This is a genomic window from Exiguobacterium profundum, assembly GCF_001909285.1.
GTDB lineage: Bacteria > Bacillota > Bacilli > Exiguobacteriales > Exiguobacteriaceae > Exiguobacterium > Exiguobacterium profundum.
Genome location: NZ_MRSV01000001.1, coordinates 1,596,150 through 1,619,419, shown reverse-complemented (window position 1 = coordinate 1,619,419; position 23,270 = coordinate 1,596,150). Strand labels below are relative to the sequence as shown.

Here is a 23,270-nt window from a genome sequence, read left to right as displayed (position 1 = left end):
ATCAATCCCCCACTGTATATTCTAAAAAGTCCGTCGCAACGAGACTCGATGGAAAATCCGACACAACTTCTTGAACAAATTCTTCCTCTCGTCCGACATAGCGTGCTGAGATGTGTGTCACAATCAGCTTGCCGACGGCGCACGCATTCGCTAGCGCGGTCGCTTCACGTGTCGTCGAGTGACCATACTTCCGAGCGAGCGCTTGTTCCGCCTCCATAAACGTCGCCTCGTGAACGAGGAGGTCTGCTCCATCCGCCAACTTCTGCGCGTTCTCACACGGGATTGTATCTCCTAAAATCGCTACGATTTTTCCCGGAATCGGTTCAGTGACGTATTCTTTAGAGTCATACCATTTTCCTTCAAATTCAAATTGGTCTGATTCTTTGATTGTTCGATAAATCGGTCCACTTGGAATGCCGAGTTCTTTTACAAGGTCGACGCGTAACATGCCCGGTTTTTTTTGACCATCGATTCGGAAACCGAATGAAGGGAACCGATGCTCTAATTTTCGCACAGTGACGAGATGGTCGTCTTGTATGAATGTGTCCCCGTCGGAGTACTCGATCACGGTCAGCTCATATCCTAAATGTGAGCCCGTGACACGCAACGTAACTTCTAGCCATTTTTTCAATCCTTTTGGTCCATAGACGGTCAAGGGCGAGGCCCCATCGAGTGCCGAACGAGTCGACAAGAATCCAGGCAATCCGAAGACATGGTCACCATGAAGGTGTGTCACCCATACCGCGGTCACTTTCCTCGGTTTGATTTTCGTGTAGAGCATTTGATGTTGTGTGCCCTCTCCACAATCAATCAGCCAGGTCACGTTCGATAAATCGAGTGCAAGCCCTGATACGTTGCGCTGTTTCGAAGGCATCCCCGACCCAGTTCCTAAAAACTGTAACTTCATAAATATTTAAGTCCTTTCTTCAAACCGTCCATGCTATACTTGACGTAATCGCTGAAAAGGATGTGATTTGTGATGACCAAGGCAGAACAACCCGAATCGATTTATGAGACGATTCGAGAACGAGCAGCTTTGATGAATCGCTTGCACCAACAGGAACAAGGCACCTCTATCCGCATTCACGACATAGCGATCGAACTTCATTGCACAGACGAGTTGATTTTAGAATCACTGGAGTTCGCAGCATAACGAGTACGAACACATACGAAGAGCCGACGAATGGTCGGCTCTTTTTTATTGCTTAGGTGATGCGACTTCTTCAACGATTGTCACGACATATTCGACGAGTTTATACAACTCTTCAAGTGGCATGCGTTCGTTCGTCGTATGAATCTCTTCATAGCCTACAGCCAAGTTGACTGTCGGGATTCCGCCACCTGCGATCACGTTGGCATCCGACCCTCCACCTGAATGGAGGATTCGTGTCGGGCGTCCGATTGTCTGGGCCGCACGTTTCGCAACTTCAACGACTTCGTCGCCTTCTTCAAACTTGAATCCAGGATACATGATGTCGATGTCCACTTCGGCACGACCACCGAACGACTCAGCGACCTCGATGTACGCTTGTTTCATCGTTTCCGCCTGTTTCTCCATCTTCTCATGGATGAGGGAACGGGCCTCAGCAAGAACTTCGACATAGTCACACACGATGTTTGTCGCGCGACCCCCTTCGAAACGTCCGATGTTGGCTGTCGTCTCTTCATCGATACGACCGAGCGGCATCTTCGCGATGGCTTTCGCTGCGATTTGAATCGCCGAGATTCCTTTTTCAGGTGCGACACCAGCATGAGCCGTCTTCCCGTAAATCTTCGCGTTCACTTTTGCTTGAGTCGGAGCGGCGACAATGATGTCTCCAACTGGTCCATCCGAATCAAGGGCAAAACCGAACTTCGCATCGATTTTCGATAAATCCAATACTTTCGCACCGACGAGACCTGATTCTTCCCCGACCGTGATCACGAACTGGATTTGACCATGTGGAATTTGTTTTTCTTTCAATACACGCACGAGTTCGATCATCGCAGTGAGGCCGGTCTTGTCGTCTGCTCCGAGAATCGTCGTACCATCCGTGACGACATATCCGTCTTTGATGCTCGTCTTGATTCCTTTACCTGGAGTGACCGTATCCATGTGAGCCGTAAAGTAAATCGGATCAACATTTTCTTTCGTTGCAGGCAACGTGATGATCAAGTTGTTACCAGAGTGTGCCGTCTTCGTTGATGCGTCGTCCTCGTAGACGTCGCAGCCAAGCTCTGTGAATACACCTTTCAAATGTTCACAGATGACCGCTTCTTCCTTCGTTTCTGAATCGATGCCGACCAATCCTAAAAATGTGTCGAGCACGCGTGTCTCGTTTACCATAAACAACATCCCTCCATCCAAACATTTCTTGACCATTATATCAAACTCCCCTGGATTGCACGAATCTTTTCCATTCTGTACAATGATGGCAAACACGTATATGGAGGCAAAAAATGAAGAAAAAACAGAAAAGACGACAACGCATCATTCAAATCGGCGTCGTCGTCATCGTCTCAATCTTTTTAATCAGCACGTTTCTCTCGAGCATGACCATGTTCTTTTAAGAGCAAGATGTATCGCTCTTTCAAGATCAAGTAACTTTTTACATCAGATAAAATATTCAATAAGGATGAGCGTACCTCGAATTCCTCACGCGTCGTGGGGAGAGGTACGTTTTTTTGATAATGCTCAATCATCTCTTCAAGCTCCTGTAGAAAGACGGAGGCATCGGCCTGCTCGTTCACATGGTCCCCGACTCGACGTAAGAACGTCGCGACCGGTTTCGCTTCATTGACGACCATCGTGATTTCTCTGGCGTTATCCGCGACTCGTTTGAGAATATCATACTGCCGTTCACGCATCCGGAAGTATAGATAGTCCATGTCTTCATTCCGCTTTCCGATTGAGTTTCCCATACGGCGAAGGGCTAAATCTTTCCCCTCTTTCAGATAGTCCCGTGTCTTGATGAGCATCATCGAGTGGTTGTTATAGACTCCCGTCTCGACACATGCCGCCACGTCATAAAACAGTACTGCGAGCGAGCGGTCGATATTCTCTTTAATCCGTTCAATCTCACGGTCGAGCGTCGGCATGTACATGTTGACGACGAGCCCGACACCGACACCGATTGCAATGAGCAATAGCTCATTGATAAATAACTCCAGTGTAAACTGTGCCTCGGTGTAAAGATGGGTCAAGATGACGACACTCGTAATGAGCCCGTCTTGCAGTTTCAATTGTTGTACGAGTGGAATGAAAATGACAAAATAAAGTGTGAGCGTCACCGGTGAATAGCCGAGTAGCGTGAACATCGCCGCACCCATTCCGATGGCGAGAAGACTTGCCATGACTCGTTCATAGGAGGCGCGAATCGATTTTTTACGCGTCTCTTGAATACTTAAAATGGCGATAATGGCTGCAAATACAAAATAATCGAGATGAATTGTTTCGGAAATGAGCATCGCGATACCTGCTGCGACCGCGGTCTTTAACGTCCGCGTTCCAATTTTCATACTAATTTCCCCCTTCTCCATCAAATTGTTGACTAAATCAACTCGTTTGGCAATTCAAAAGTTTGGAAGTGATTTGATTGAAACGAAAGAAAAGACTTAAGGTTTGGCCGATGATTGCGACACTTAGTCTCGCCATCGCAGCCTTTTTATGGATTCAATCTTCCCGTGAAGACACCTATACCGTCGAAACGGTGACGAATGGCGACCGTGTCACGAGGTCGTTCGAATCTCTCGCAGAAGCAAAACGATACATGACAGCCGGTAAGAACCGGACATTGTTCTCCCCCTCTGGAGAAGTACTCGATTTTACAGGTACCGGAGTCGTCGTCACTCCGAGTGATGCTATCACAAACTTATATAAAGATGCATCATTTAAAACACGACAATCCTATGTCGCTGGTGGCACGAGACTTCAACTAATTGAACGCGGAGACGATCATCTTAAAGTACGTATCTCCGGGGCGGATGTGTATGTCAAACCGGATCAAATGGCGTTATTTCCTGAAGCAGTTGTGAAGAGACGTGGATTTTACGAGATTCGAGAAGGTGACGTCTACCATACGGTGGAAGCGAACGCCAATCTCGCCGGTACGTTCCTTGTAGATCCGACAGAAAAAAACTCGGATGACCGTTTTTACACAGAACGTGTCCAAGACGTCTTCGATTCTCCTTATCAATTTGCATCGATTCGCACGTCGTCCCCATATTCGGCTGACGAGTTTGATCAATATTTAAAATCCATCGATTCACCACTCGCTGGGGAAGGCAAGTCCTTTAAACGGGCAGAAGATACGTATAACATCAATGCCTTATTCCTGCTGGCGGTTGCCGGGCATGAGTCCCGATTTGGAACGTCCGATATCGCTCGAGACAAGCGGAACCTATTTGGGTTCCGCGCGACAGATGACGACCCGAGCGGGAATGCGACATCCTTTAAAACAATTGACGCCAGCGTACAAGCTGCTGCTGAATTGTTTGCGACTAAATATGTCACAGGGCCGTACGCTCGTGGCGATTATCCCGGGAACAAGCAGGAAGGCATCAATATCTTCTATGCATCCGATCCATACTGGGGCGAGAAAGTTGCTGGTACAATGTACACGATTGACCGTGAACTCGGTTTGAAGTACTTGAAAAAAATTCAATGAAAAGCAGCCCGGCTCATACGAGTCGGGCTGCTTGACGTCTGTATACGTTTCAGGACAAAGGAATGATTCAATATGAATCAACATCTTATTGAAGGATTTTCACATCACAAGACGAATAGTATAAATGAACGACCATTCATTTTTGAGGGGGAATTAAGATGAAAACGATTTGGATTACCGGGGGATCGTCCGGCATGGGGAAAGCGATGGCATTAAAATTTAAACAGGAAGGATGGAACGTCGCTATCAGCGGTCGAAACGAGGAACGACTACTAGAAGCGATGAACGATTTGAATTCAATCGATGCAGGTCAGGCGATGAGTGTGCAACATGACGTTCGTGACTATGAAGGATGCGCGAAAGCACTGGCTGACATCGTATCCGCTTATGGACCTGTACACGCACTCGTCAACAATGCTGCCGGAAATTTTGTGTGTCCGACTCTTGATTTATCTCCTAATGGTTGGGCAAGTGTCATCGACATCGTCTTGAACGGGACATTCAACTGCACCCATGTTCTCGGGAAACATTGGGAAGCAGATGAAATCCGTGGCGGCTCCATCATCAACATGGTCGCTTCCTATGCGTGGCAGGCAGGACCTGGTGTCGCACCGAGTGCGGCAGCGAAAGCAGGGGTCTTGAACTTGACGCGAACACTCGCGGTTGAATGGGGCTATCAATTCGGCGCGCGGGTCAATGCCATCAGTCCTGGACCGATTGAACGGACAGGCGGCGCTGAAAAGCTCGTCTCCCACGTAAAAGAAGTAGAGCGTATTCGCCGTAACGTCCCACTTGGACGTTTTGGGACACCGGAAGAGATCGCGGACCTCGCTTACTGGATGGCATCAGACGAGATGCGCTATTTAAACGGGGATTGCATCTCTCTTGACGGTGGTCATTGGTTGAACAAGCATCCATTCTAATCAAAAGGACGACCGAATATACTCGGTCGTCCTTTTATATGTCCACCCCATCCCATTCTTCATGAAACTGTTCTAGGAACTGCTGCATGAAAGCATGACGTGACATCGCTAGTTGTTTTGCTTTTGCGGTATGCATCATCGACGCCAGCTTCAACAGCTTGTCATGAAAATGTTGAATGGCACTCTCTTCCGACAAATCGAGCGGAGTTTTGCGAGAACCCGCGAACTGGAACGTTCGCGCAATCCCGATGGCCCCCATCGCATCAAGACGGTCGGCGTCTTGCAAGATTTCGCTTTCCCGGGTCGTCGGGGTCTTGCCTTTTGAGAAGGAGACCTCATCAATCACCGCCATCACCAATTCCACTTGCTCTTCAGTGATGTCAATTGAGGACAGATGCTGTTTGACGAGACCGTTCGGACGACCGAGCTTATGATCTTCCACGTCGTGTAAATATGCCGAGAGGAGGAGAACCGTCCGATTGACCGGTTCATCCTCCATTAAACGTTCCACTAGTCGGACGACACGCGTAATGTGGGCGACGTCATGACCCGACGCGTCATCTGCATGAATCGTTCCGATGAACTCTCGCGTCGCTTGAATCACGTCCATGCTTAAATCTCAATCGTCGTATTCGGTTCAATCAAGAGACCTCGACGGTGCAATTGGTCACAAAACGCCTGAGCATCTTGTTTAATCGGCGGGAACGTATCAAAGTGGATCGGAACGACACGTTTCGCTTGAAGCCACTGCGCCGCATCTAAAGCGTCTGTTGGCCCCATCGTGAAGTTGTCTCCGATTGGAAGGAACGCGACATCGATTTCAAACCGTTCACCGTACATCTTCATATCGGAGAATAGACTCGTGTCTCCAGCGTGGTAGAGCGTCAGTTCGTTCGTCTCGATGATGAATCCGGCAGGCATCCCCATATAGACCGGTGTATCCCCCATGTCAAAGCTCGAACTATGGAACGCTTGCGTCATCGTGACGCGTCCGAACGGAAAAGCATGACCTCCCCCGATGTTCATCCCGTGAACAGAGAAGCCTTTTTTCTCGTAATACGTTGCGAGTTCATGTGTCGCCACAATCGTCGCACCCGACGATTTCGCAATCAATTCGACATCCTCGATATGATCGAAATGAGCATGTGTGAGCAACAAATAGTCCGGACGTAGTGTAGAAGGGTCTATTTCCGTATGAGGGTTACTCGTCAAAAATGGATCGATCAACACGTTTACGCCATCAATCTCAAATCCTACAGTCGCATGTCCATAATAGGTGATTTTCACGTGTATTCATCCTTCCTTCGTAAGTTCAGATTACAACACTTTCTCCAAGAAACGTTTCGCCCGGTCTGTTTGCGGATTCAACAACAGGTCAGCCGGTTTTCCTTCTTCCATGAGAATCCCTTCATCCAGGAAGAGGACGCGGTCTGCCACTTCACGGGCGAAGCCCATTTCGTGTGTGACGACGACCATCGTCATCCCAGTCTCAGCCAACCCTTTCATAACGTCGAGTACTTCATTGACCATCTCAGGGTCAAGTGCCGATGTCGGTTCATCAAACAACATGACGTTCGGTTCCATCGCCAAGGCACGTGCGATGGCGACACGCTGTTTTTGTCCACCCGAGAGTTGGCTCGGATAGGCATCGATTTTTTCAGAAAGGCCGACACGTTCGAGTAATTTCTTCGCACGTTCCAGCGCTTCCGCCTTGCTAACTTTTAAGACGTTGATTGGTGCATACGTCAAATTGTCCAATACGCTCATATGAGGGAACAAGTTGAACTGTTGGAATACCATCCCGATGTTTTGACGCGCCTTCGCGACGTTCGCCCCTTTTTTTTTGAGCTCGAATCCGTCGACACTGACCGTCCCGCTCGTTGGAATCTCAAGCATGTTCAAGCAGCGTAGAAATGTCGATTTACCAGACCCGGACGGTCCGATGACAGCAACCACTTCACCACGCTCGATCGTCGTCGTGATTCCTTTTAACACTTCTAAGTCACCAAATTGTTTGTGTAGGTCTTTTACTTCGATCATCTTCCATCACTCTTTCTTAACCGTTTTTTTTGACGTTGTCCAAGATACGTCAAGATCATCACTATCGTAAAGTATATCACACCGGCGAATAGAAGCGGTTCGAAGTAGATTGCCTTCTGCCCACCGACGATTTGCGCACGACGCATGATATCGAGCACCCCGACCGTCGAGACGAGGGCAGACTCTTTCGTTAATGTGATCATCTCGTTCACAAGAGCAGGCAAGATGTTCTTGAACGCCTGTGGCAAGATGATGGAACGTAACTGTTTGACATACGGGACACCAAGAGCATCCGAAGCCTCCCACTGTCCTTTATCTACTGCTTGGATACCCGCTCGAATAATCTCTGAAATATACGCCCCCGAGTTGAGCGAGAAGGCGATGACCGCTGACTGGTACGGTGTCGTGATATATCCCGTCAGTTGCGGCAATCCGAAGTGGATGATGGCGAGTTGCAAAATGAGTGGTGTCCCACGGAACACCGCCGTATAAGCATGTCCGATAAAGTTAATCAGACGATTCGGGACAATTTTTAATGTAGCGACAACAATCCCAAGTGAGATCCCAATCAATGCCGAGACGATCACCACTTGGAACATGACTGGAATCCCCTCAAGTATATAAGGGATCGAATCATAAATCCGGCTAAAATCCATAGTGAGTTCCTCCTAAAAAAGGGCTGACCGATTCATCTTCAGTCAGCCTCGTACGATTCATTATTCGGCTGGCGCAGCCTCTTCTTCAAACCATTTCTGTGCTAACTCTTCGATTTCTCCACTGTCGATCATCTTCTTCAACTCTTCGTTGAATTGATCGCGGAGTTCATCATCTTTACGGAAGGCAGCAGCAGAACCTGCTTCTTCTTCGTCCACAATTTCAAATGTCGTCAATTCACTATCTTGCTCGAGGTATTTTTTCGCGACCGTATCTTCGATGACCATCGCGTCAATACGTCCTGTCTTGATTTCTTGAATGATCTCAGGAATCTTGTTCAACGAGACGATCTCAGCATCTGTGATTTGATCTTGTGCAATCCCTTCTTGAATCGAACCGAGCTGGACTCCGATCTTTTTCCCCTTCAAGTCTTCAAGTGATTGAAGCGAATCATCTTTTGACAAGATCAAGTTCACCGCTGTGAAATAAATATCTGAGAAATCGGCATTTTCTTTACGCTCTTCTGTCGGAGTCATCCCCGCCATGACGAAGTCGACTCGACCTGCATTGAGGGCTCCAAGTAAGCTTCCGAAATCCATATCTTCAATTTTCAATTCATATCCCATGTTCTCTGCCACTTTTTTGGCGATATCGATATCAAATCCGACAATCTCGTCGCCATTCGCTGTATCGACGAACTCATATGGGAAGTAATCGGCACTTGTACCCATGACGATGACTTTGTCATCCTCACCATCGGTCGATGTCGATCCTCCTTCGTTCACGTCTGCCCCACACGCGACTGAGAACGCGGCCAGTCCTGCTAAACATAATGCTAGAAAACCTTTTTTCATCTTCATCTCCCTTTCATAGTTGAATGATAATTATCAGAACTTTAACAAAATTATGACATATGTGTGAACGTAGCTCAACTGTTCTATGACACATCAGTTGTCCGACTTGTGTCTTCAACCACTATATACACATAATTATTACTTGTAAAGTATATTCATGAAAAAAATACAAAAAAAGAAGGTCACATTCGCTCGAAAGCGAAATATGTGACCGTTCCATTGTCGCGTGACCCATACGGTTGCACCTGTTTGACCGAAGTCATCGGAATGGCACTATACACATGTGGATAACGTTCTCCATCCTCATCCAACTCATAATGTAGCAGCTGACCAAGTCGGTTGACGTGTAACGATACGAGAACGACCGCTTCACCCGAATACGACTTTTTGACGACCTTTCCAATCTGTTGCGGCGTACAACATTTAATCGTCCCTTCAGATTGAAGTGACGGTTCATTGATCTCACCGCGTGACAGGGCAATCATATATTCTGCCTCCGTCATGATTTTGATGACTGGTTCCATATACCCTGCCCCTTTTCACAAAAGCGCAAAGGCAGTGCCTTTGCGCCGATGCTTGATTATGCGAAGTAGATGTCGAACAATGTTTGCAATTGGTCGACGAGCTCTTCAGCAGTCGATGACTCGATTTCACTACGCTCTACCATCGTCACGATGTTGCCATCCTCAAGAAGTGCGATTGACGGTGAAGACGGTGCATATCCTTCAAAATACTCACGTGCACGATCTGTCGCTTCACGGTCTTGACCAGCAAACACGGTCACGAAATGGTCAGGCTTCACACCTTCCATCTTGTTGACGTATGCGGCAGCTGGACGAGCAATCCCGCCTGCACACCCACAAACCGAGTTGACGAGGACGAGTGTCTTCCCTTCTTTTTTCAGTGCTCCGTCTACTTCTTCCGGTGTCGTGAGCTCTGTGTATCCTGCAGCACGTACTTCGTTACGCGCTTGTTCGACTACATCTTGAAAATATAATTGAAAATCCATGTTGTTTCCCCTTTCGACATTTCGTCTGTACTCCCTTATTTTACGTCTTGTTCTACCTCGAGGACAAGTCTATCGCTCAATTCACGTTCTAAGAACGGGTCTGCCCCTAACATCTGTTTGAAAGCAAGGTAACGTGCCTTCGTCTCTGCGCTCGCCTGACGGTTCGTCAAGTAGGCACGAATCATGATATTTTTCGGCGTATGCTCGAGGTCGATGAATTCGAGCAGCTGGACATCATACCCGACAAGTCCAAGCAGTTCAGCCCGAATGGAATCGGTCGCGAGTGAGGCGAACCGTTCTTTGATCAAGCCATGTTGGAGCATCACGTCTAAATTCGACGCTTGAATTTGACGATTCAATTCCTTTTGACAACACGGAACGCTCAAGATGACTTTCGCGCCCCAGCGGACGGCACGTGCCAACGCCATGTCTGTCGCCACATCACATGCATGAAGGGTCACGACCATATCAACAGCTGTTTCCCCTTCATATTCATTAATGTCTCCGACTAAAAATTCGAGCCGTTCATATCCTAAGTCTTTCGCAATCGATGCACACTCTTCAATGACCTCTTTCTTCAAATCGAGCCCTGTGATATGGACGTCATATCCTTTCATCTCATGAAGGAAATGATAGAGCGCGAACGTCAAATACGACTTCCCTGACCCGAAATCCAAGATTCGAACGGTACGGTCTGCCGGCAAGTATTTCAGTGAATCCTCAATGAACTCGAGGAAACGATTGATCTGTTTGAACTTGTCGTACTTTTGACGCTTCACTTTTCCGTCCGTTGACTGAATGCCGAGTCGAATGAGAAACGGAACTGGCTCGTCGAGTGGAAGCACATACTGTTTTTCCCGATTGTGGCTCAGTTGAACTTCTTTTTGAGCCGTCCGCTTTTCTTTCAATGTCACTTTGAACTTTTTCGATAATTGGAACTGGAGGTCGGAATCTTTTAACTGAAACTGTCCTTGTCGGAATGTTTCGAGAAGCTCATTCACTTCTGTGACGGCCTCATCTGGTGTCAAGTTTTTATGGTTCATCACCCGCTCATACTGATACTCGAACTGGATATGATACGCATTTCGTAACATGACCGGTTTCAATTTGACCCGTCTGAGATCGCTAGATTTTTGACGGGGTTGACTGATGGTCGCCGACACGAGATGATTTGATTGTAAGACGTCTGCGAGACGCTCTTGTAACGCTTTATATTCCAATGGATTCAATCCTTTTTTAGAAATTTTGAAACATATCGTTTCACCTGTCCGTACATACTATTACACGAAGACGACGTTACGTCAAAGGAGGATACACATATGTTTAAAAAGATTTTATCATCAATCGGAATCGGTGCCGCAAAAGTCGACACACGCTTGAATGAGAGCCACTGTTCACCCGGTGGAGAACTCACTGGAGTCGTCCATATCGAAGGTGGTTCGGTCGAACAATCCGTCGACAGTATCTATCTCTTCTTCAATACGTTGTATAAACATGAGGTGAACGATAAGTCGACATACTCGACGATAAAGATTGAAAAAATCTTATTGAATGAAGCACCGTTTATGATTGGTCCCGGAGAAGTGAAAGAAATTCCGTTCACAGTCAACGTCCCGTTCAATACGCCACTCTCTGTGAGCCAATCGAAATCATGGATTGAAACGGGCCTTGATATCGCCCAAGCTGTCGATCCAAAAGATGAAGATGCGATCACCGTACAACCGAATGCAGTTCAACAAGTCATATTAGATGCGATGGACGAGCTCGGATTCCGTTTGAAGAAAGCCGACACGGAGATGCTCCCGGCACGTCATCGTTCGGGACGTCTTCCGATTGCCCAAGAACTCGAGTATTCAGCGAACGGTTCGCGATTCGGTCGCCAGTTAGACGAGGTAGAAGTTGTGATTCTACAAGACGAGGATGCCATCGAATTGCTCATTCAAGTCGACCGCAGTGTCCACGACCTCGGAAGTCTCTTTGCTGACTTGACGGGAACGGACGAGTCGACTCATCGTGTACGCTATGACGCCGCACGTTTATCAGTAGCTGAAGTTCGTCGCGACATCGAATCGATGATTGAACAATCGATTTAAGGAAATCACCAACACGCCATTTCTATGAATGGCGTGTTTTTCTGAGGTATTGAATTTAATCATCCATTTTTTTACAATGAACATATGGAATAAACCCTTTTCTGGAGGTGACTACATCTTGTTTGCTTTAATAATGATTGGGAGTCTTGGTCTTGCAACGCTTGCCTTACCGATTCTAGAGACCAGTCTTTCTGATTCACTCGCCTATTTCACGCTTGGTGGACTCGAAGTCCTGATTGGTTTGATTGCCATGTGTCTCATGCGCAATCCGTCGACAAACGCCTTATCATTCATGAAGTTCATGCCCTATCTTGTACTATTGATTCATTTCCCTACCTCACTCCTTTTGCTTTGGATTTCTTCGGTCAGACATGATGGGGTTTCTGCATTTTCATTAAACTATATTTTTATATACTGGATGTTCCTTCTCGTGTTCGTCGTAGTCAGCAGATTGACGTACCGTGTCCATCAACGACGATTCGAAGGTGCATGATTAGAAAGGATGATTCTACATTGGATCTACTTCAATTTCTTTACGACCGAGCAATTCCACTCACACTATTCACGACGCTCGGCCTATTCAGTCTCATGTTTGCGTTCGCACTATATAAATCCAAACCACGACTCTCCAAAGGACTCGTCACAATGGGCATGTCTTTCTCGTTCCTTCTCTTACTGATCTCAGCCGTAAGCTTCGTCTTCACGGTATTCCTTGGCTATAACTCATAAGAAATGGAGGCACCCCACTGGGGCGCCTCCATTTTTTAATCAATATACGGTATATGTGTTCGGGTCAATCGACTCGAGTGAGTGCTTGATCGCTTGTAAGAACTGACCTGCGACGAGACCGTCAAGGACACGATGGTCGACAGACATACAAAGGTTGACCATATCGCGTGCCGCGAACATCCCGTTCATCCAGACCGGACGCTTCACAATCGACTCGACCGATAGGATTGCCGCTTGTGGGTAATTCAAGATTGGTGCCGATTGAATCGAACCAAACGCACCCGTGTTGTTGATGGTGAATGTCCCACCACGCATCTCTTCAGCCTTCAAGCGGTTCTCACGCGCTCGCGTTGCCACGTCTTGAAGGGAAACGGCTAGTCCTTTAATATTCTTCTCATCCGCTTGGCGAATGACCGGAACGTATAGGGCGTCGTTTGCCGCGACGGCTACCGAGAGATGGATGTCTTGGTGAACTTTGATGTGATCTCCTGCCCACTCCGAATTCATCATCGGATACTTCTTCAATGCTTCGATGGCTGCCTTCATGAAGAATGGCATGAACGTCAATTTGACGCCTTCCCGTTTCATGAACTCATCTTTCAACTTTGCACGGGCTTCGACGAGGTTCGTCACATCCACTTCAATCATGAGCCATGCGTGTGGCGCCTCATGCTTCGAGCGGACCATATTGTTCGCAATCGCTTGACGTACCCCGGCTGTCGGAATCGATTCATAACGGCCAGATGAAGTCGAGGATGATGCGATCGGTTGTGACGGTTCAACGACAGGACGTGGTGCCTCAGTCGGAACGTCCAACTTCGTCTGTACCATCGTCTCTTGGACAGGCGCTTGTGTCGCTTTCTCAGAAGTCGATGTCGGACGTCCTTCTGATAAGTAACGAAGAATATCTTTCCGCGTGATCCGACCGCCTAGACCGCTTCCGCTCAGTTCATTCAAATCGATATCGTTCTCATTGGCGAGTCGGATGACGGCAGGAGAGTATCGACCGTTTCCACTTTGTTTTTTCGGTGCAGTGGCGACAGCTTGCTTAGAGACGGATTCTGCAGGTGCCGTTTCTGCAATCGGTTCTGTCTTCGTCTCAACTGCAGCTTCCTCCGCGCTCTCGACTTCCATCGTCAATACCGGTGTCCCGACGCTGACGGTCTCCCCTTCTGGAATGAGAAACTCTTTGACGACTCCTGCGCTAGTCGCAGGAATCTCTGCCGTCACTTTGTCCGTCATGACTTCCGCGAGTGGTTCATATTCTTCCACACGGTCTCCCGGTTTGACGAGATAGGTCGTGATTGTTCCTTCTGTCACACTCTCCCCAAGTTGGGGCATAGTAATCGTTTGTTCCATGGAGATGCCTCCTTAAAACGCCGCGAGCTGACGCGCCCGCTCGGCAATTTTTTTTGGGGATACGATAAAGAATTTTTCCATCGGTGGTGCATACGGCATTGCCGGCACATCGGGGCCAGCCAAACGCTCAATCGGCGCATCGAGTTCGAAGAGCGCCTTCTCCGCGATAATCGCCGCCACTTCTCCGATGATGCTTCCTTCTTTGTTGTCCTCCGTCACGAGTAGCACTTTACCAGTCTTCTTGACCGATTCGATGATCGCTTCTTGGTCGAGCGGGTAGACGGTACGAAGATCAAGGATGTGCGTGCTGATTCCTTCTTCTTCGAGCGTTTTCGCAGCCTCTTGTGCCATATGCACGCAAAGACCGTACGTGATGATCGTGATATCGTCACCTTCCCGTTTGACAGCGGCCTTACCGATTTCAACCGTGTATTCGTCCGTCGGCAATTCCGCCTTCAAAAGACGATAGGCACGCTTATGTTCAAAGAAAAGAACAGGGTCGTTCGAACGGATTGCTGCTTTCAACAATCCCTTCGCATCGACAGGGTCAGATGGAATGACGACTTTAAGACCTGGCGTCGAACTGAACATCGCCTCGACTGATTGCGAGTGATAGAGAGCCCCGTGAATACCCCCACCGAAAGGAGCACGGATGACCATCGGACATGTCCAATCGTTGTTTGAACGGTATCGAATTTTTGCCGCTTCTGAAACGATTTGGTTCACTGCTGGCATGATAAAGTCTGCGAATTGCATTTCTGCGATCGGTCGCATGCCGTACATGGCAGCCCCGACTCCGACTCCGGCAATCGCACTCTCAGCGAGCGGTGCGTCGATGACACGATCCTCTCCATATTTTTCAATCAACCCTTGTGTGGCACGGAATACACCACCACGAACGCCGACGTCTTCCCCGACGACGAAGACGTTTTCGTCGCGCTCCATTTCCTCATGAATCGCTTCATTGATCGCTTCGATAAACGTTTTCATCATTTTTCCTCCTCATAGACGTAATCCAGTGCAGATTCAGGCGATGCATACGGTGCTTTGTCCGCATATGTCGTCGCTTCATTCACTTCAGCATCGATTTGTGCATCGATTTCAGCAAGTGTATCCGCCGTTGCGATTCCGTCGTTCACAAGTCGTTGACGGAACAATTGAATGCCATCCCGCTCTTTTAACCCTGCCAATTCTTCTGCTGAACGGTATGCTTTGTCATCATCATCTGATGAGTGTGGCACGAGACGTTCAACTTCTGCTTCGATTAGCGTCGGTCCTTCTCCGCGAAGTGCACGTTCACGCGCTTCCTTCACGACCGCATAGACAGCAATCGGGTCTGTCCCGTCGACTGTCACACCTGGCATGCCATATCCTTTCGCTCGATCTGACACGCGCTCGCATGCCAACTGTTTTGTAAGTGGAACCGAGATTGCATACTTGTTGTTCTCACAGAACAAGATGACCGGCAACTTATGGACACCTGCAAAGTTTGCGCCTTCATGAAAATCTCCTTGGTTAGAGGACCCTTCCCCGAACGAGACGAATGTAACGAGCTCTTCCTTTTTCATCTTCGCCGCAAGTGCAATTCCGACTGCATGTGGGACTTGTGTCGTGACCGGAGACGAACCCGTTACGATACGATGCTCTTTCGAGCCGAAGTGACCAGGCATCTGACGACCACCTGAGTTTGGATCTTCCGCTTTCGCGAATGCCGATAACATTAAATCTCTTGATGTTTGACCGAAGTGAAGGACGACCGCCACATCACGATAGTAAGGTAGGACATAATCAATCCCTTTCTCGAGGGCGAATGCCGCACCAACTTGCGCCGCTTCTTGTCCTTGACATGAGACGACGAATGGGATTTTCCCGGCGCGGTTCAACTTCCACATCCGTTCATCAATTTTACGTGCACGAACCATCGTTTCGTACATCGCCAATAAATCTTGTTTTGTTAAACCAAGCTCTTCATATGAGTTTACAGTCATTTGTTCCATCCTTGTTCCTCCTTAGGCGTGAATCGGTAATCCATCGACGGCGAGAGCCGCTTCTTGGAAGGCTTCGCTCAGTGCAGGATGCGGGTGTACAAGTTGTCCCATCTCCCAAGCCGTCGCATTTAAGACGAGCGCGAGGCCACCTTCTGTGATGAGTTCGGTCGCTTTCGGTCCGACGATATGAACACCGAGAAGGTCATCTGTCTCTTGATCTGAGACGAGTTTGACGAATCCGTCGGCTTGCCCTTCAATTCTTGCTTTTCCGAGCCCATTGAAACGGTACGTTCCTGTCTTGACGTCATGTCCAGCCTCTTTTGCCGCTTCTTCTGTCAAACCGACCGAAGCGACTTCAGGGACACTGTATACACAGCGTGGAATGAGCGCGTAATCGAGCGGTGTCGGCTCAAGACCGAGAATCGTCTCGACTGCCTTCACACCTTCTGCAGAAGCGACGTGGGCGAGTTGCAACTTCCCGATACAGTCTCCAATTGCGAAGATATGACGTTCCTTCGTCCGATACTGGCTATCGACTTGAATGATACCGTTCTCTACGACGATTGACGTGTTTTGAAGACCTAAGTCTTCCGTATTGGCGACACGCCCCACTGAGACGAGGACACAGTCCACGCTCAACATCTCCTCACCTACAGCGAGCTCCACCGCATCGTCGTGAATCGATGTACGTTCAGCGTCGACCGTCACGCTCTTCTTCATGCGGACTCCGCGCTTTTTCAAAAGACGCTCCACTTCACGCGAGACCGCCTTGTCCTCGAGTGGGAGTAATCGATCGCCTACTTCGATCAATGTCACGTTCACATCAAGGTCGACGAGCATGGACGCCCATTCGACTCCAATGACCCCTCCACCGACAATCGCAATCGATTCAGGTAGCGTTTCAAAATTGAGGAGGTCGTCCGAATTCAAAATCCGTTTGTGATCGAACGGCAATCCAGGAAGTTCACGAGGAATCGACCCTGTTGCGATAATCAGTTGATTCGGCAAAATCAGTTCTGATTCACCGCTTTCATCCTCAACGGATACAGTCCCTGGTTGTGGTGAGAAGATACTTGGTCCAAGAATAGAGGCCTTTCCGCGGAACACTTCGATTTTCCCTTGTTTCATCAAATGTTCGATTCCCTTTTCTAGTCCAGCCACAAGATCACGCTTATACGTTTGAGCGCGTTCCATATTGAACGTCACATCTCCCGTCTCAACGCCATATGTCGCACTTTGCTTCGCTGTTTGATAAACATGTGCAGCTTTTAAAAGCGCCTTCGTCGGGATGCATCCTCTATGTAAGCAGGTGCCACCTAACTTTCTCGCCTCGACGATTGCGACAGATTTTCCTGCCTGGGCCGCCTTGATTGCAGCCACATATCCTCCTGGTCCTCCACCGATGACGACAACATCAAATTCTCGTGCCATGTGTATCCCCCTCATAAACTCGTGCGGTCTCTTCGTTCTCGATGACGCGAAGTGCACCTTCAGCCAACGCTTTAAGCTCATCTTCACCCGGATACACGTGTACCGGCGCGAGATAAGTGACACGCTCCTTGATTTTTTCAGTCAGCCACTCGGAATATGCGATTCCGCCCGTCAGTAAGATGGCATCCACACGACCACATAATGTCGCGCCGTGTTTTGAAATCTCTTGAGCGACACGATAAGCCATCGTCTCATACAACAGTCTCGCCTCGTCATCACCTGATTCAACCCGTTGCTCGATTTCAATGGCATCGAATGTACCGAGATGAGCAAACAGACCACCTTGACCTACAATTTTCTTTTTCATTTCCGATTCTTTATACCTGGTACTATAACATAGTTCTACTACCTGTCCAACAGGAATCGAGCCAGCACGCTCCGGCGCGAGCGGTCCATCTCCGTCGAGACCATTATTCACGTCGATGACTCGACCTGCCGTATGGGCACCGACCGTGATTCCTCCACCAAGATGCGCAACGATAAGATTCAACTCATTGTAATCGCTTCCATTTTCGGCCGCGAATCGTTTCGCGACAGCCTTTTGATTGAGGGCATGGAAAATGCTACGACGATTGATTTCCGGCATGCCTGTCTTTCGGGCCAATTCGCCCATCTCATCGACGACGACCGGATCCACAATGAAACTAGGAATCCCTTCAGCTCCCCCGATTTTCGAAGCGATCAGACCACCAAGATTCGATGCATGCATCCCAAAACGTCCGCTCGTCAAATCTTCACGCATGAGTTCATTGACCGTATACGTTCCAGACGTCATCGGTGCAAGCAAGCCACCACGACCGACGATCGCGGTCAAATCATTGACCGCGATGCCCGTCTCTTCTAACAAGGCGCGTACTTCTTGCTCACGATGAGGCAACTGCTCTGGAAGTGTGAGACCCGTCACATCGATTGAATGTCGGACCGTACGTGTCATCACTTCTTCCTTCCCATCAAACAATCCAACTTTCGTCGAGGTCGACCCTGGGTTGATTGCAAGAATTAGCCGTTTTGTCATCTTAGCGTCTCCCTAGAATGCTTTTTTCAACTTTAAGGAACTGGCTGCGTGAACGCGACATCATGTGAATCCGCTCTTCCGCCATCTTATCGGCCGCTACATGCGTTGGTACACCATCACGTTCTGCGATCTCAAAGACGCGCATCATGTTGTCATAAATGAGTTCGACTTTCTTCATTGCCCGTTCACGGTTGTAGCCTTCAAGTTCGTCCGCGACGTTGATGACACCACCTGCATTGATGACGAAGTCTGGTGCATAAAGGATTCCGTTCTCGTCGAGCACGTCTCCGTGACGATCTTCTGCTAATTGGTTATTGGCAGCGCCTGCGACGATTTGTGCTTTCAATTGCGGAATCGTTTTGTCGTTGATGACGGCACCGAGAGCACATGGTGCAAAAATATCACATTCGACCGCATAAATCTCATCTGGTTTGACGACCGTCGCACCAAAGTCTGCTTCTGCACGTTTGAGTGCTTCCTCATTAATGTCGGTCACAATCAAATGAGCACCCTCTTCGTGGAGGTGACGGCACAAGTTGTAGGCAACGTTTCCAACACCTTGAACAGCGACGGTTTTCCCTGCGAGCGACTCAGTCCCGAATTTCCATTTCGCAGCAGCTTTCATTCCACGATACACACCATATGCCGTGACCGGTGAAGGGTTACCACTTGAACCGAATGCAGGACTGACGCCCGTGACGTAATCCGTTTCCATGTGAATGAAGTCCATGTCGGCAACTGTTGTATTTACATCTTCAGCCGTGATGTAACGACCACTAAGAGATTGAACATATCGTCCGAATGCACGGAAGAGCGCCTCTGATTTATCTGTCTTCGCATTTCCGATGATGACGGCCTTCCCGCCCCCAAGGTTGAGACCCGCTGCAGCATTTTTATATGTCATTCCTTTTGCGAGACGCAACACATCCGTGAGTGCCTCTTGTTCTGATTCATAGTTCCACATACGTAGTCCACCGAGAGCTGGCCCGAGCGTCGTGTCATGGATGGCGATGATCGCCTTTAGTCCAGACGCTTGGTCTTGGCAAAATACGATTTGCTCATAGTCCTCAGATTATAAGACATCAAAAATACGGAAGCGTGGCTCTGTGTTTGTTTCCATCATGATTAATTCCTCCTGTTAAGTATGATTAATGTTTAGCATGTAACAAAGCGAATGCGAGGGAATATAGCTTCGCTTCGGCAGTATCGGCACGACTTGTCAATACAACAGGGGCAGATGCGCCGACGACAATCGCCGCTACGCTCGCCTCTGCGAAATACATGATTGATTTATAAAGGACGTTGCCGACCTCTATGTAAGGTACGACTAATAAATCGGCTTGACCGGCAACTTCACTGTTGATTCCTTTTTGCTTTTCTGCGACCATGTCGACAGCGTTGTCGAGCGCGAGCGGTCCATCTACGACACAGCCCTTGATTTGTCCACGTCGATTCATTTGGCTAAGTAGTGCCGCATCGAGAGTCGCATTCATTTGTGGATTGACTACCTCGACTGCTCCAATGGCTGCGACTTTCGGCGATTCGTAACCGATGTCATGCATCGCTTCTACCGCATTGTGAATAATTTCGACCTTCTCTTCGAGTGTTGGTGCGATATGAATCGCCGCATCCGTCACTCCAATCAACTTTTCACGATTCGGAATTTGGAATAGTGCGATGTGGCTGAGCGTCCGCTTCGTACGGAGTCCAGCTTCACGATTAAGGACGGCTTTCATAAATGTCGATGTCGACACCATCCCCTTCATGAGGACGTCCGCCTCTTTATTTTTCACAGCTAATGCGGCACGTCGCGCAATCTCAACGTCACCTTTCGCATGTAAAATATCGACGGCTGACTCATCGATTCCATGCTGTTCACATAACTTTCGGATCTCTCGAGCTTCACCGAACAAAATGAAGCGTGACAGTCCATGATCCGTAGCGAGTTTTACGGCCCGGATGACTTCTTCGTCCGCTGCCCCCGCAATGGACACGGTACAGCCTTCTAACTCTTTTGCGTTCGTCAGCATCCGTTCAAAATTCATCATTGTCCCCCCTTGCTCTCTACACTATATCATAAGCAAGTTTGTTTCCTAAATTGTAAGCGCTTTATAATGCGGATGACCATGCAAATTAATGCTCACCGTGCATAAATTTTCCTGCAAATTATTGCATGGTGTCAAGCTTGTTGTATAATGTTCGAATCGAAATCTTCAATCGGCGGGCTGCTTCTGATTTGTTGCCACTTGCCTCTTCAATTGCTCGTTCAATCAAATCGCGTTCATATTTTGCAACGGCCTCGTGAAACGTTCCAGATTCGACCACTTTTTGACTCGTGGAACGATTGGATAACTGCAAATGATGTGGGGCGATCCACTGTTCGGAGCTTGCCATATAAATCATCGCACGACCGATCACATTCTCCAGTTCTCGCACATTCCCTTTCCAATGCTGGCTCTTCAGTAATGTTAAAGCATCTTCGTCAACGCCGCGTACACTCCGACCGTATTCTTGATTCAGTTTCCGGATCATCCGTTCACATAGTGCCTCGAGTTCATTCAGTCGCTCACGTAATGGTGGGATATGGATCGGCATCCGATTGATTCGGTAATACAAATCTTCCCGGAATGTTCCGTCTGCTACTTTTTGTTCGAGATCGGCATTCGTTGCGGCAATGATTCGGACATCGATTGGGATTGCCGTCGTCCCTCCGACACGGACAATTTCATTTTCCTGGAGGACACGTAAAAGCTTCACTTGGACATCAAGAGGGAGCTCTCCGATTTCGTCTAGAAAGAGTGATCCGCCATCCGCTTCTTCGAAATATCCGGTTTTCCCGCCTCGTTTAGCTCCACTGAAGGCTCCATCTTCATAACCGAATAGCTCACTTTCAAGAAGGGTAGGTGAAATCGCCGCACAGTTCACGCGAATGAACTTTTTATATTTTCGAGGAGATTCCCCGTGAATGGCATGGGCGAACAGTTCTTTTCCTGTTCCCGATTCTCCACGAATCAATACCGTCACTGGGGTCACAGCGGCAAGTTTCGCCTGCTCGATGACAAATCGCATGGCGTCACTCGTAGCAATGATATCGGCAAACTGATATTTGGCTTCTAGATTCCGGATGCGTGTTTTTGCCTCCTGCAATTCATCACGTAGGGCACGAATCTGAGATACGTCACGGATGACCCCAACCGAGCCTCGCAACTTACCTTCGACGATGATCGGTTCTGCATTCACAAGAATATCTCGTCTCGTCGCCCCAATTTGCATCCGAATGTCTCGAACGCCTTGCCCGGTCGATAGTACTTTCAAATGGACGCTTTCCTGCATTCCGATATCTGCCGTCGCTGGTTTGTCGACCACATCTTCTTTTTTGAATCCGGTTAACCGTGTATAAGACGGATTGATCAAAATCGTGTTACCGTGATGATCTGCGACCGATATGGCCTCACTCGTACATTCAATGATGGCCTCGAGCATTTGTTGATTCTGTTTCAATCTTTCAACCACAATCCGAATAAATTCCCCTGGTAAGACGACCGCATCCTTGAAATGATCCTTTAATTGTTCAAACGTTTGATGTTTCCCCGTCGTTTCGATGACAAAATCTAGTGTCGCATCCGCATACTGTTTCCAATCGTCCGCCACAGATATGCCATAACTTTTAGCAAGGGCTATTCCTTCTGCAGATGTATCAGAATCTACGACCGCTACAATCGTTGCAAGCGGCGAATCCATCAGCATATGAAGGACTTCGGTCCCCCCTTTTCCTGCCCCCACAATCATCAATCGTTTATTCATACATATTCCCCCATCATCATTCTTCTCTATTTTATGCTACTGAATCCTCACCTGATTCGCAAGCTGCCCAAAAATAGACCGTGTCGAACAGATCGATTTCTGTTAAAATAATGTATGGTAAAGGAGGAGATTGCATGCGTTTTATCGCGCTTCTAATCTTAATCGTCCCTGGGTTATTAGGTGTTTACGGAATCAAATTGCTACGCGATAGCTTCTTTTTGAAGACGAGCGCACCGTTTTCATGGTTCGATTCACTCGCTGCCGCCTCCATGTTGCAGGGCACCTTTGGGCTTCTGCTCGCCATGGGCGGGATCGGATTTGTAGCTGGCTATATTTTTAACAAAAACAAAAAAACAGGAAAAGTACAACGCCTCGACTCATAAAAACACAAAAAAAGGTTCCCTAACTTGACTTCATTTCAAGTGCGGAACCTTTTATTCATATTGAATTGTGATCACTACGGATGATCTCCTTTCAAACTACGTTACTTACTTTGACATGAAATCCAACGTCTTCTTAATGAAGAAGTATGAAAGAACTTTAGTAACTGCCGTCTTGCGTGAACGGAATCTTACCATTCGAGTTACTAACTGATTTACTTATCGGATCATGTCGAACCATCCATCGTGAAGTCGAACGCTTGCCATAAACTGTTCAACGGTTGA

General features: G+C 48.2%; 26 protein-coding genes. 7 read left to right on the top strand and 19 right to left on the bottom strand.

Translation table 11 applies throughout. The features are described 5' to 3' along the window. Position 1: 1 nt before the first annotated feature. Complete coding sequence (gene rnz / locus BBB58_RS08390; RefSeq protein WP_074036746.1) at positions 2-907, bottom strand: ribonuclease Z; 906 nt, start codon at positions 905-907, stop codon at positions 2-4. 72 nt (positions 908-979) lie between these two features. Here rnz and BBB58_RS15180 point away from each other — a divergent pair, with 72 nt between their 5' ends. Beyond that, entirely contained in the window at positions 980-1,153 is a 174-nt protein-coding gene (locus BBB58_RS15180) for a hypothetical protein (RefSeq protein ID WP_012726540.1), read from the top strand. A gap of 45 nt (positions 1,154-1,198) precedes the next feature. Here the strand turns inward: BBB58_RS15180 and BBB58_RS08385 are convergent, their stop codons facing one another. Both BBB58_RS08385 and BBB58_RS08380 read right to left on the bottom strand, forming a co-directional pair. Beyond that, entirely contained in the window at positions 1,199-2,326 is a 1,128-nt protein-coding gene (locus BBB58_RS08385) for a M20/M25/M40 family metallo-hydrolase (RefSeq protein ID WP_012726541.1), read from the bottom strand. A 182-nt stretch (positions 2,327-2,508) separates the two neighbouring features. Continuing rightward, on the bottom strand, positions 2,509-3,498 hold the full coding sequence (locus BBB58_RS08380; protein WP_074036744.1) for an aromatic acid exporter family protein: 990 nt from the start codon (positions 3,496-3,498) through the stop codon (positions 2,509-2,511). Positions 3,499-3,575: 77 nt separating this feature from the next. On the opposite strand from BBB58_RS08380, the gene BBB58_RS08375 reads away from it, so the two are divergent. Next, a complete protein-coding gene (locus BBB58_RS08375) occupies positions 3,576-4,646 on the top strand; it encodes an N-acetylglucosaminidase (protein ID WP_244150712.1) in 1,071 nt (356 codons plus the stop codon). Positions 4,647-4,804: 158 nt separating this feature from the next. Then, on the top strand, positions 4,805-5,569 hold the full coding sequence (gene fadH / locus BBB58_RS08370) for a 2,4-dienoyl-CoA reductase (RefSeq protein WP_031423370.1): 765 nt from the start codon (positions 4,805-4,807) through the stop codon (positions 5,567-5,569). Between the two features lie 34 nt (positions 5,570-5,603). Here fadH and BBB58_RS08365 read toward each other — a convergent pair whose 3' ends face one another. From BBB58_RS08365 to BBB58_RS08330, 8 genes are all read right to left on the bottom strand, one after another. Then, positions 5,604-6,179 carry an HD domain-containing protein gene (locus tag BBB58_RS08365; RefSeq protein ID WP_074036742.1) on the bottom strand — a complete coding sequence of 192 codons (576 nt, stop codon included), beginning with the start codon at positions 6,177-6,179 and terminating at the stop codon, positions 5,604-5,606. 2 nt (positions 6,180-6,181) lie between these two features. Further along, positions 6,182-6,856, bottom strand: coding sequence for a metal-dependent hydrolase (locus tag BBB58_RS08360; RefSeq protein ID WP_074036740.1), 675 nt, complete (start codon positions 6,854-6,856; stop codon positions 6,182-6,184). 30 nt (positions 6,857-6,886) lie between these two features. After that, a complete protein-coding gene (locus BBB58_RS08355; RefSeq protein WP_074036739.1) occupies positions 6,887-7,609 on the bottom strand; it encodes an amino acid ABC transporter ATP-binding protein in 723 nt (240 codons plus the stop codon). Then, on the bottom strand, positions 7,606-8,265 hold the full coding sequence (locus BBB58_RS08350) for an amino acid ABC transporter permease (protein WP_074036737.1): 660 nt from the start codon (positions 8,263-8,265) through the stop codon (positions 7,606-7,608). The genes BBB58_RS08355 and BBB58_RS08350 overlap by 4 nt, the downstream gene beginning before the upstream one ends. Before the next feature lie 60 nt (positions 8,266-8,325). Continuing rightward, entirely contained in the window at positions 8,326-9,117 is a 792-nt protein-coding gene (locus tag BBB58_RS08345; protein ID WP_012726549.1) for a transporter substrate-binding domain-containing protein, read from the bottom strand. A gap of 182 nt (positions 9,118-9,299) precedes the next feature. Then, the gene (locus tag BBB58_RS08340; protein WP_074036735.1) at positions 9,300-9,641 is read right to left on the bottom strand and encodes a DUF952 domain-containing protein; all 342 of its coding nucleotides are present in this window, start codon (positions 9,639-9,641) and stop codon (positions 9,300-9,302) included. Positions 9,642-9,697: 56 nt separating this feature from the next. Further along, complete coding sequence (locus BBB58_RS08335) at positions 9,698-10,126, bottom strand: BrxA/BrxB family bacilliredoxin (RefSeq protein ID WP_012726551.1); 429 nt, start codon at positions 10,124-10,126, stop codon at positions 9,698-9,700. Between the two features lie 35 nt (positions 10,127-10,161). Further along, positions 10,162-11,346 carry a class I SAM-dependent methyltransferase gene (locus BBB58_RS08330; RefSeq protein ID WP_074036733.1) on the bottom strand — a complete coding sequence of 395 codons (1,185 nt, stop codon included), beginning with the start codon at positions 11,344-11,346 and terminating at the stop codon, positions 10,162-10,164. 99 nt (positions 11,347-11,445) lie between these two features. Here BBB58_RS08330 and BBB58_RS08325 point away from each other — a divergent pair, with 99 nt between their 5' ends. The 3 genes from BBB58_RS08325 to BBB58_RS08315 all read left to right on the top strand — a co-directional run bounded on the left by BBB58_RS08325 (position 11,446) and on the right by BBB58_RS08315 (position 12,948). Beyond that, the gene (locus tag BBB58_RS08325) at positions 11,446-12,219 is read left to right on the top strand and encodes a sporulation protein (RefSeq protein WP_074036731.1); all 774 of its coding nucleotides are present in this window, start codon (positions 11,446-11,448) and stop codon (positions 12,217-12,219) included. A gap of 118 nt (positions 12,220-12,337) precedes the next feature. Beyond that, positions 12,338-12,712, top strand: coding sequence for a hypothetical protein (locus BBB58_RS08320; protein WP_143180241.1), 375 nt, complete (start codon positions 12,338-12,340; stop codon positions 12,710-12,712). A 20-nt stretch (positions 12,713-12,732) separates the two neighbouring features. Next, positions 12,733-12,948 (top strand): hypothetical protein, encoded by a 216-nt coding sequence (locus BBB58_RS08315; RefSeq protein WP_074036727.1) that lies wholly within the window; start codon positions 12,733-12,735, stop codon positions 12,946-12,948. A 39-nt stretch (positions 12,949-12,987) separates the two neighbouring features. On the opposite strand, the gene BBB58_RS08310 is transcribed toward BBB58_RS08315, so the two are convergent. The 8 genes from BBB58_RS08310 to BBB58_RS08275 form a co-directional block, all read right to left on the bottom strand. After that, complete coding sequence (locus BBB58_RS08310; RefSeq protein ID WP_074036725.1) at positions 12,988-14,307, bottom strand: dihydrolipoamide acetyltransferase family protein; 1,320 nt, start codon at positions 14,305-14,307, stop codon at positions 12,988-12,990. A 12-nt stretch (positions 14,308-14,319) separates the two neighbouring features. Then, positions 14,320-15,297 (bottom strand): alpha-ketoacid dehydrogenase subunit beta, encoded by a 978-nt coding sequence (locus BBB58_RS08305; RefSeq protein WP_074036723.1) that lies wholly within the window; start codon positions 15,295-15,297, stop codon positions 14,320-14,322. Next, complete coding sequence (locus BBB58_RS08300; RefSeq protein WP_370148335.1) at positions 15,297-16,304, bottom strand: thiamine pyrophosphate-dependent dehydrogenase E1 component subunit alpha; 1,008 nt, start codon at positions 16,302-16,304, stop codon at positions 15,297-15,299. The genes BBB58_RS08305 and BBB58_RS08300 overlap by 1 nt, the downstream gene beginning before the upstream one ends. A gap of 12 nt (positions 16,305-16,316) precedes the next feature. Continuing rightward, on the bottom strand, positions 16,317-17,726 hold the full coding sequence (lpdA, locus tag BBB58_RS08295; RefSeq protein ID WP_074036721.1) for a dihydrolipoyl dehydrogenase: 1,410 nt from the start codon (positions 17,724-17,726) through the stop codon (positions 16,317-16,319). After that, positions 17,710-18,801, bottom strand: coding sequence for a butyrate kinase (gene buk, locus BBB58_RS08290; protein ID WP_074036719.1), 1,092 nt, complete (start codon positions 18,799-18,801; stop codon positions 17,710-17,712). The genes lpdA and buk overlap by 17 nt, the downstream gene beginning before the upstream one ends. Position 18,802: 1 nt before the next feature. Next, positions 18,803-19,855 carry a Glu/Leu/Phe/Val family dehydrogenase gene (locus BBB58_RS08285; RefSeq protein WP_074036717.1) on the bottom strand — a complete coding sequence of 351 codons (1,053 nt, stop codon included), beginning with the start codon at positions 19,853-19,855 and terminating at the stop codon, positions 18,803-18,805. A 94-nt stretch (positions 19,856-19,949) separates the two neighbouring features. After that, entirely contained in the window at positions 19,950-20,846 is an 897-nt protein-coding gene (gene yqiS, locus BBB58_RS08280; protein ID WP_074036715.1) for a phosphate butyryltransferase, read from the bottom strand. Between the two features lie 121 nt (positions 20,847-20,967). After that, a complete protein-coding gene (locus BBB58_RS08275) occupies positions 20,968-22,605 on the bottom strand; it encodes a sigma 54-interacting transcriptional regulator (RefSeq protein ID WP_074036713.1) in 1,638 nt (545 codons plus the stop codon). Between the two features lie 134 nt (positions 22,606-22,739). On the opposite strand from BBB58_RS08275, the gene BBB58_RS08270 reads away from it, so the two are divergent. Further along, positions 22,740-22,988: a DUF2627 domain-containing protein gene (locus BBB58_RS08270; RefSeq protein WP_074036712.1), complete on the top strand. Its 249-nt coding sequence runs from the start codon at positions 22,740-22,742 to the stop codon at positions 22,986-22,988. Positions 22,989-23,270 lie beyond the last annotated feature (282 nt).

What these genes read in the sequence shown, in the direction of transcription:
- rnz (WP_074036746.1), bottom strand. Translation starts at nt 907, where the DNA reads ATGAAGTTACAGTTTTTAGGAACTGGGTCGGGGATGCCTTCGAAACAG.
- BBB58_RS15180 (WP_012726540.1), top strand. Translation starts at nt 980, where the DNA reads ATGACCAAGGCAGAACAACCCGAATCGATTTATGAGACGATTCGAGAA.
- BBB58_RS08385 (WP_012726541.1), bottom strand. Translation starts at nt 2,326, where the DNA reads ATGGTAAACGAGACACGCGTGCTCGACACATTTTTAGGATTGGTCGGC.
- BBB58_RS08380 (WP_074036744.1), bottom strand. Translation starts at nt 3,498, where the DNA reads ATGAAAATTGGAACGCGGACGTTAAAGACCGCGGTCGCAGCAGGTATC.
- fadH (WP_031423370.1), top strand. Translation starts at nt 4,805, where the DNA reads ATGAAAACGATTTGGATTACCGGGGGATCGTCCGGCATGGGGAAAGCG.
- BBB58_RS08365 (WP_074036742.1), bottom strand. Translation starts at nt 6,179, where the DNA reads ATGGACGTGATTCAAGCGACGCGAGAGTTCATCGGAACGATTCATGCA.
- BBB58_RS08355 (WP_074036739.1), bottom strand. Translation starts at nt 7,609, where the DNA reads ATGATCGAAGTAAAAGACCTACACAAACAATTTGGTGACTTAGAAGTG.
- BBB58_RS08350 (WP_074036737.1), bottom strand. Translation starts at nt 8,265, where the DNA reads ATGGATTTTAGCCGGATTTATGATTCGATCCCTTATATACTTGAGGGG.
- BBB58_RS08345 (WP_012726549.1), bottom strand. Translation starts at nt 9,117, where the DNA reads ATGAAAAAAGGTTTTCTAGCATTATGTTTAGCAGGACTGGCCGCGTTC.
- BBB58_RS08340 (WP_074036735.1), bottom strand. Translation starts at nt 9,641, where the DNA reads ATGGAACCAGTCATCAAAATCATGACGGAGGCAGAATATATGATTGCC.
- BBB58_RS08335 (WP_012726551.1), bottom strand. Translation starts at nt 10,126, where the DNA reads ATGGATTTTCAATTATATTTTCAAGATGTAGTCGAACAAGCGCGTAAC.
- BBB58_RS08325 (WP_074036731.1), top strand. Translation starts at nt 11,446, where the DNA reads ATGTTTAAAAAGATTTTATCATCAATCGGAATCGGTGCCGCAAAAGTC.
- BBB58_RS08310 (WP_074036725.1), bottom strand. Translation starts at nt 14,307, where the DNA reads ATGGAACAAACGATTACTATGCCCCAACTTGGGGAGAGTGTGACAGAA.
- BBB58_RS08305 (WP_074036723.1), bottom strand. Translation starts at nt 15,297, where the DNA reads ATGAAAACGTTTATCGAAGCGATCAATGAAGCGATTCATGAGGAAATG.
- BBB58_RS08300 (WP_370148335.1), bottom strand. Translation starts at nt 16,304, where the DNA reads ATGGAACAAATGACTGTAAACTCATATGAAGAGCTTGGTTTAACAAAA.
- lpdA (WP_074036721.1), bottom strand. Translation starts at nt 17,726, where the DNA reads ATGGCACGAGAATTTGATGTTGTCGTCATCGGTGGAGGACCAGGAGGA.
- buk (WP_074036719.1), bottom strand. Translation starts at nt 18,801, where the DNA reads ATGACAAAACGGCTAATTCTTGCAATCAACCCAGGGTCGACCTCGACG.
- yqiS (WP_074036715.1), bottom strand. Translation starts at nt 20,846, where the DNA reads ATGAATTTTGAACGGATGCTGACGAACGCAAAAGAGTTAGAAGGCTGT.
- BBB58_RS08275 (WP_074036713.1), bottom strand. Translation starts at nt 22,605, where the DNA reads ATGAATAAACGATTGATGATTGTGGGGGCAGGAAAAGGGGGGACCGAA.
- BBB58_RS08270 (WP_074036712.1), top strand. Translation starts at nt 22,740, where the DNA reads ATGCGTTTTATCGCGCTTCTAATCTTAATCGTCCCTGGGTTATTAGGT.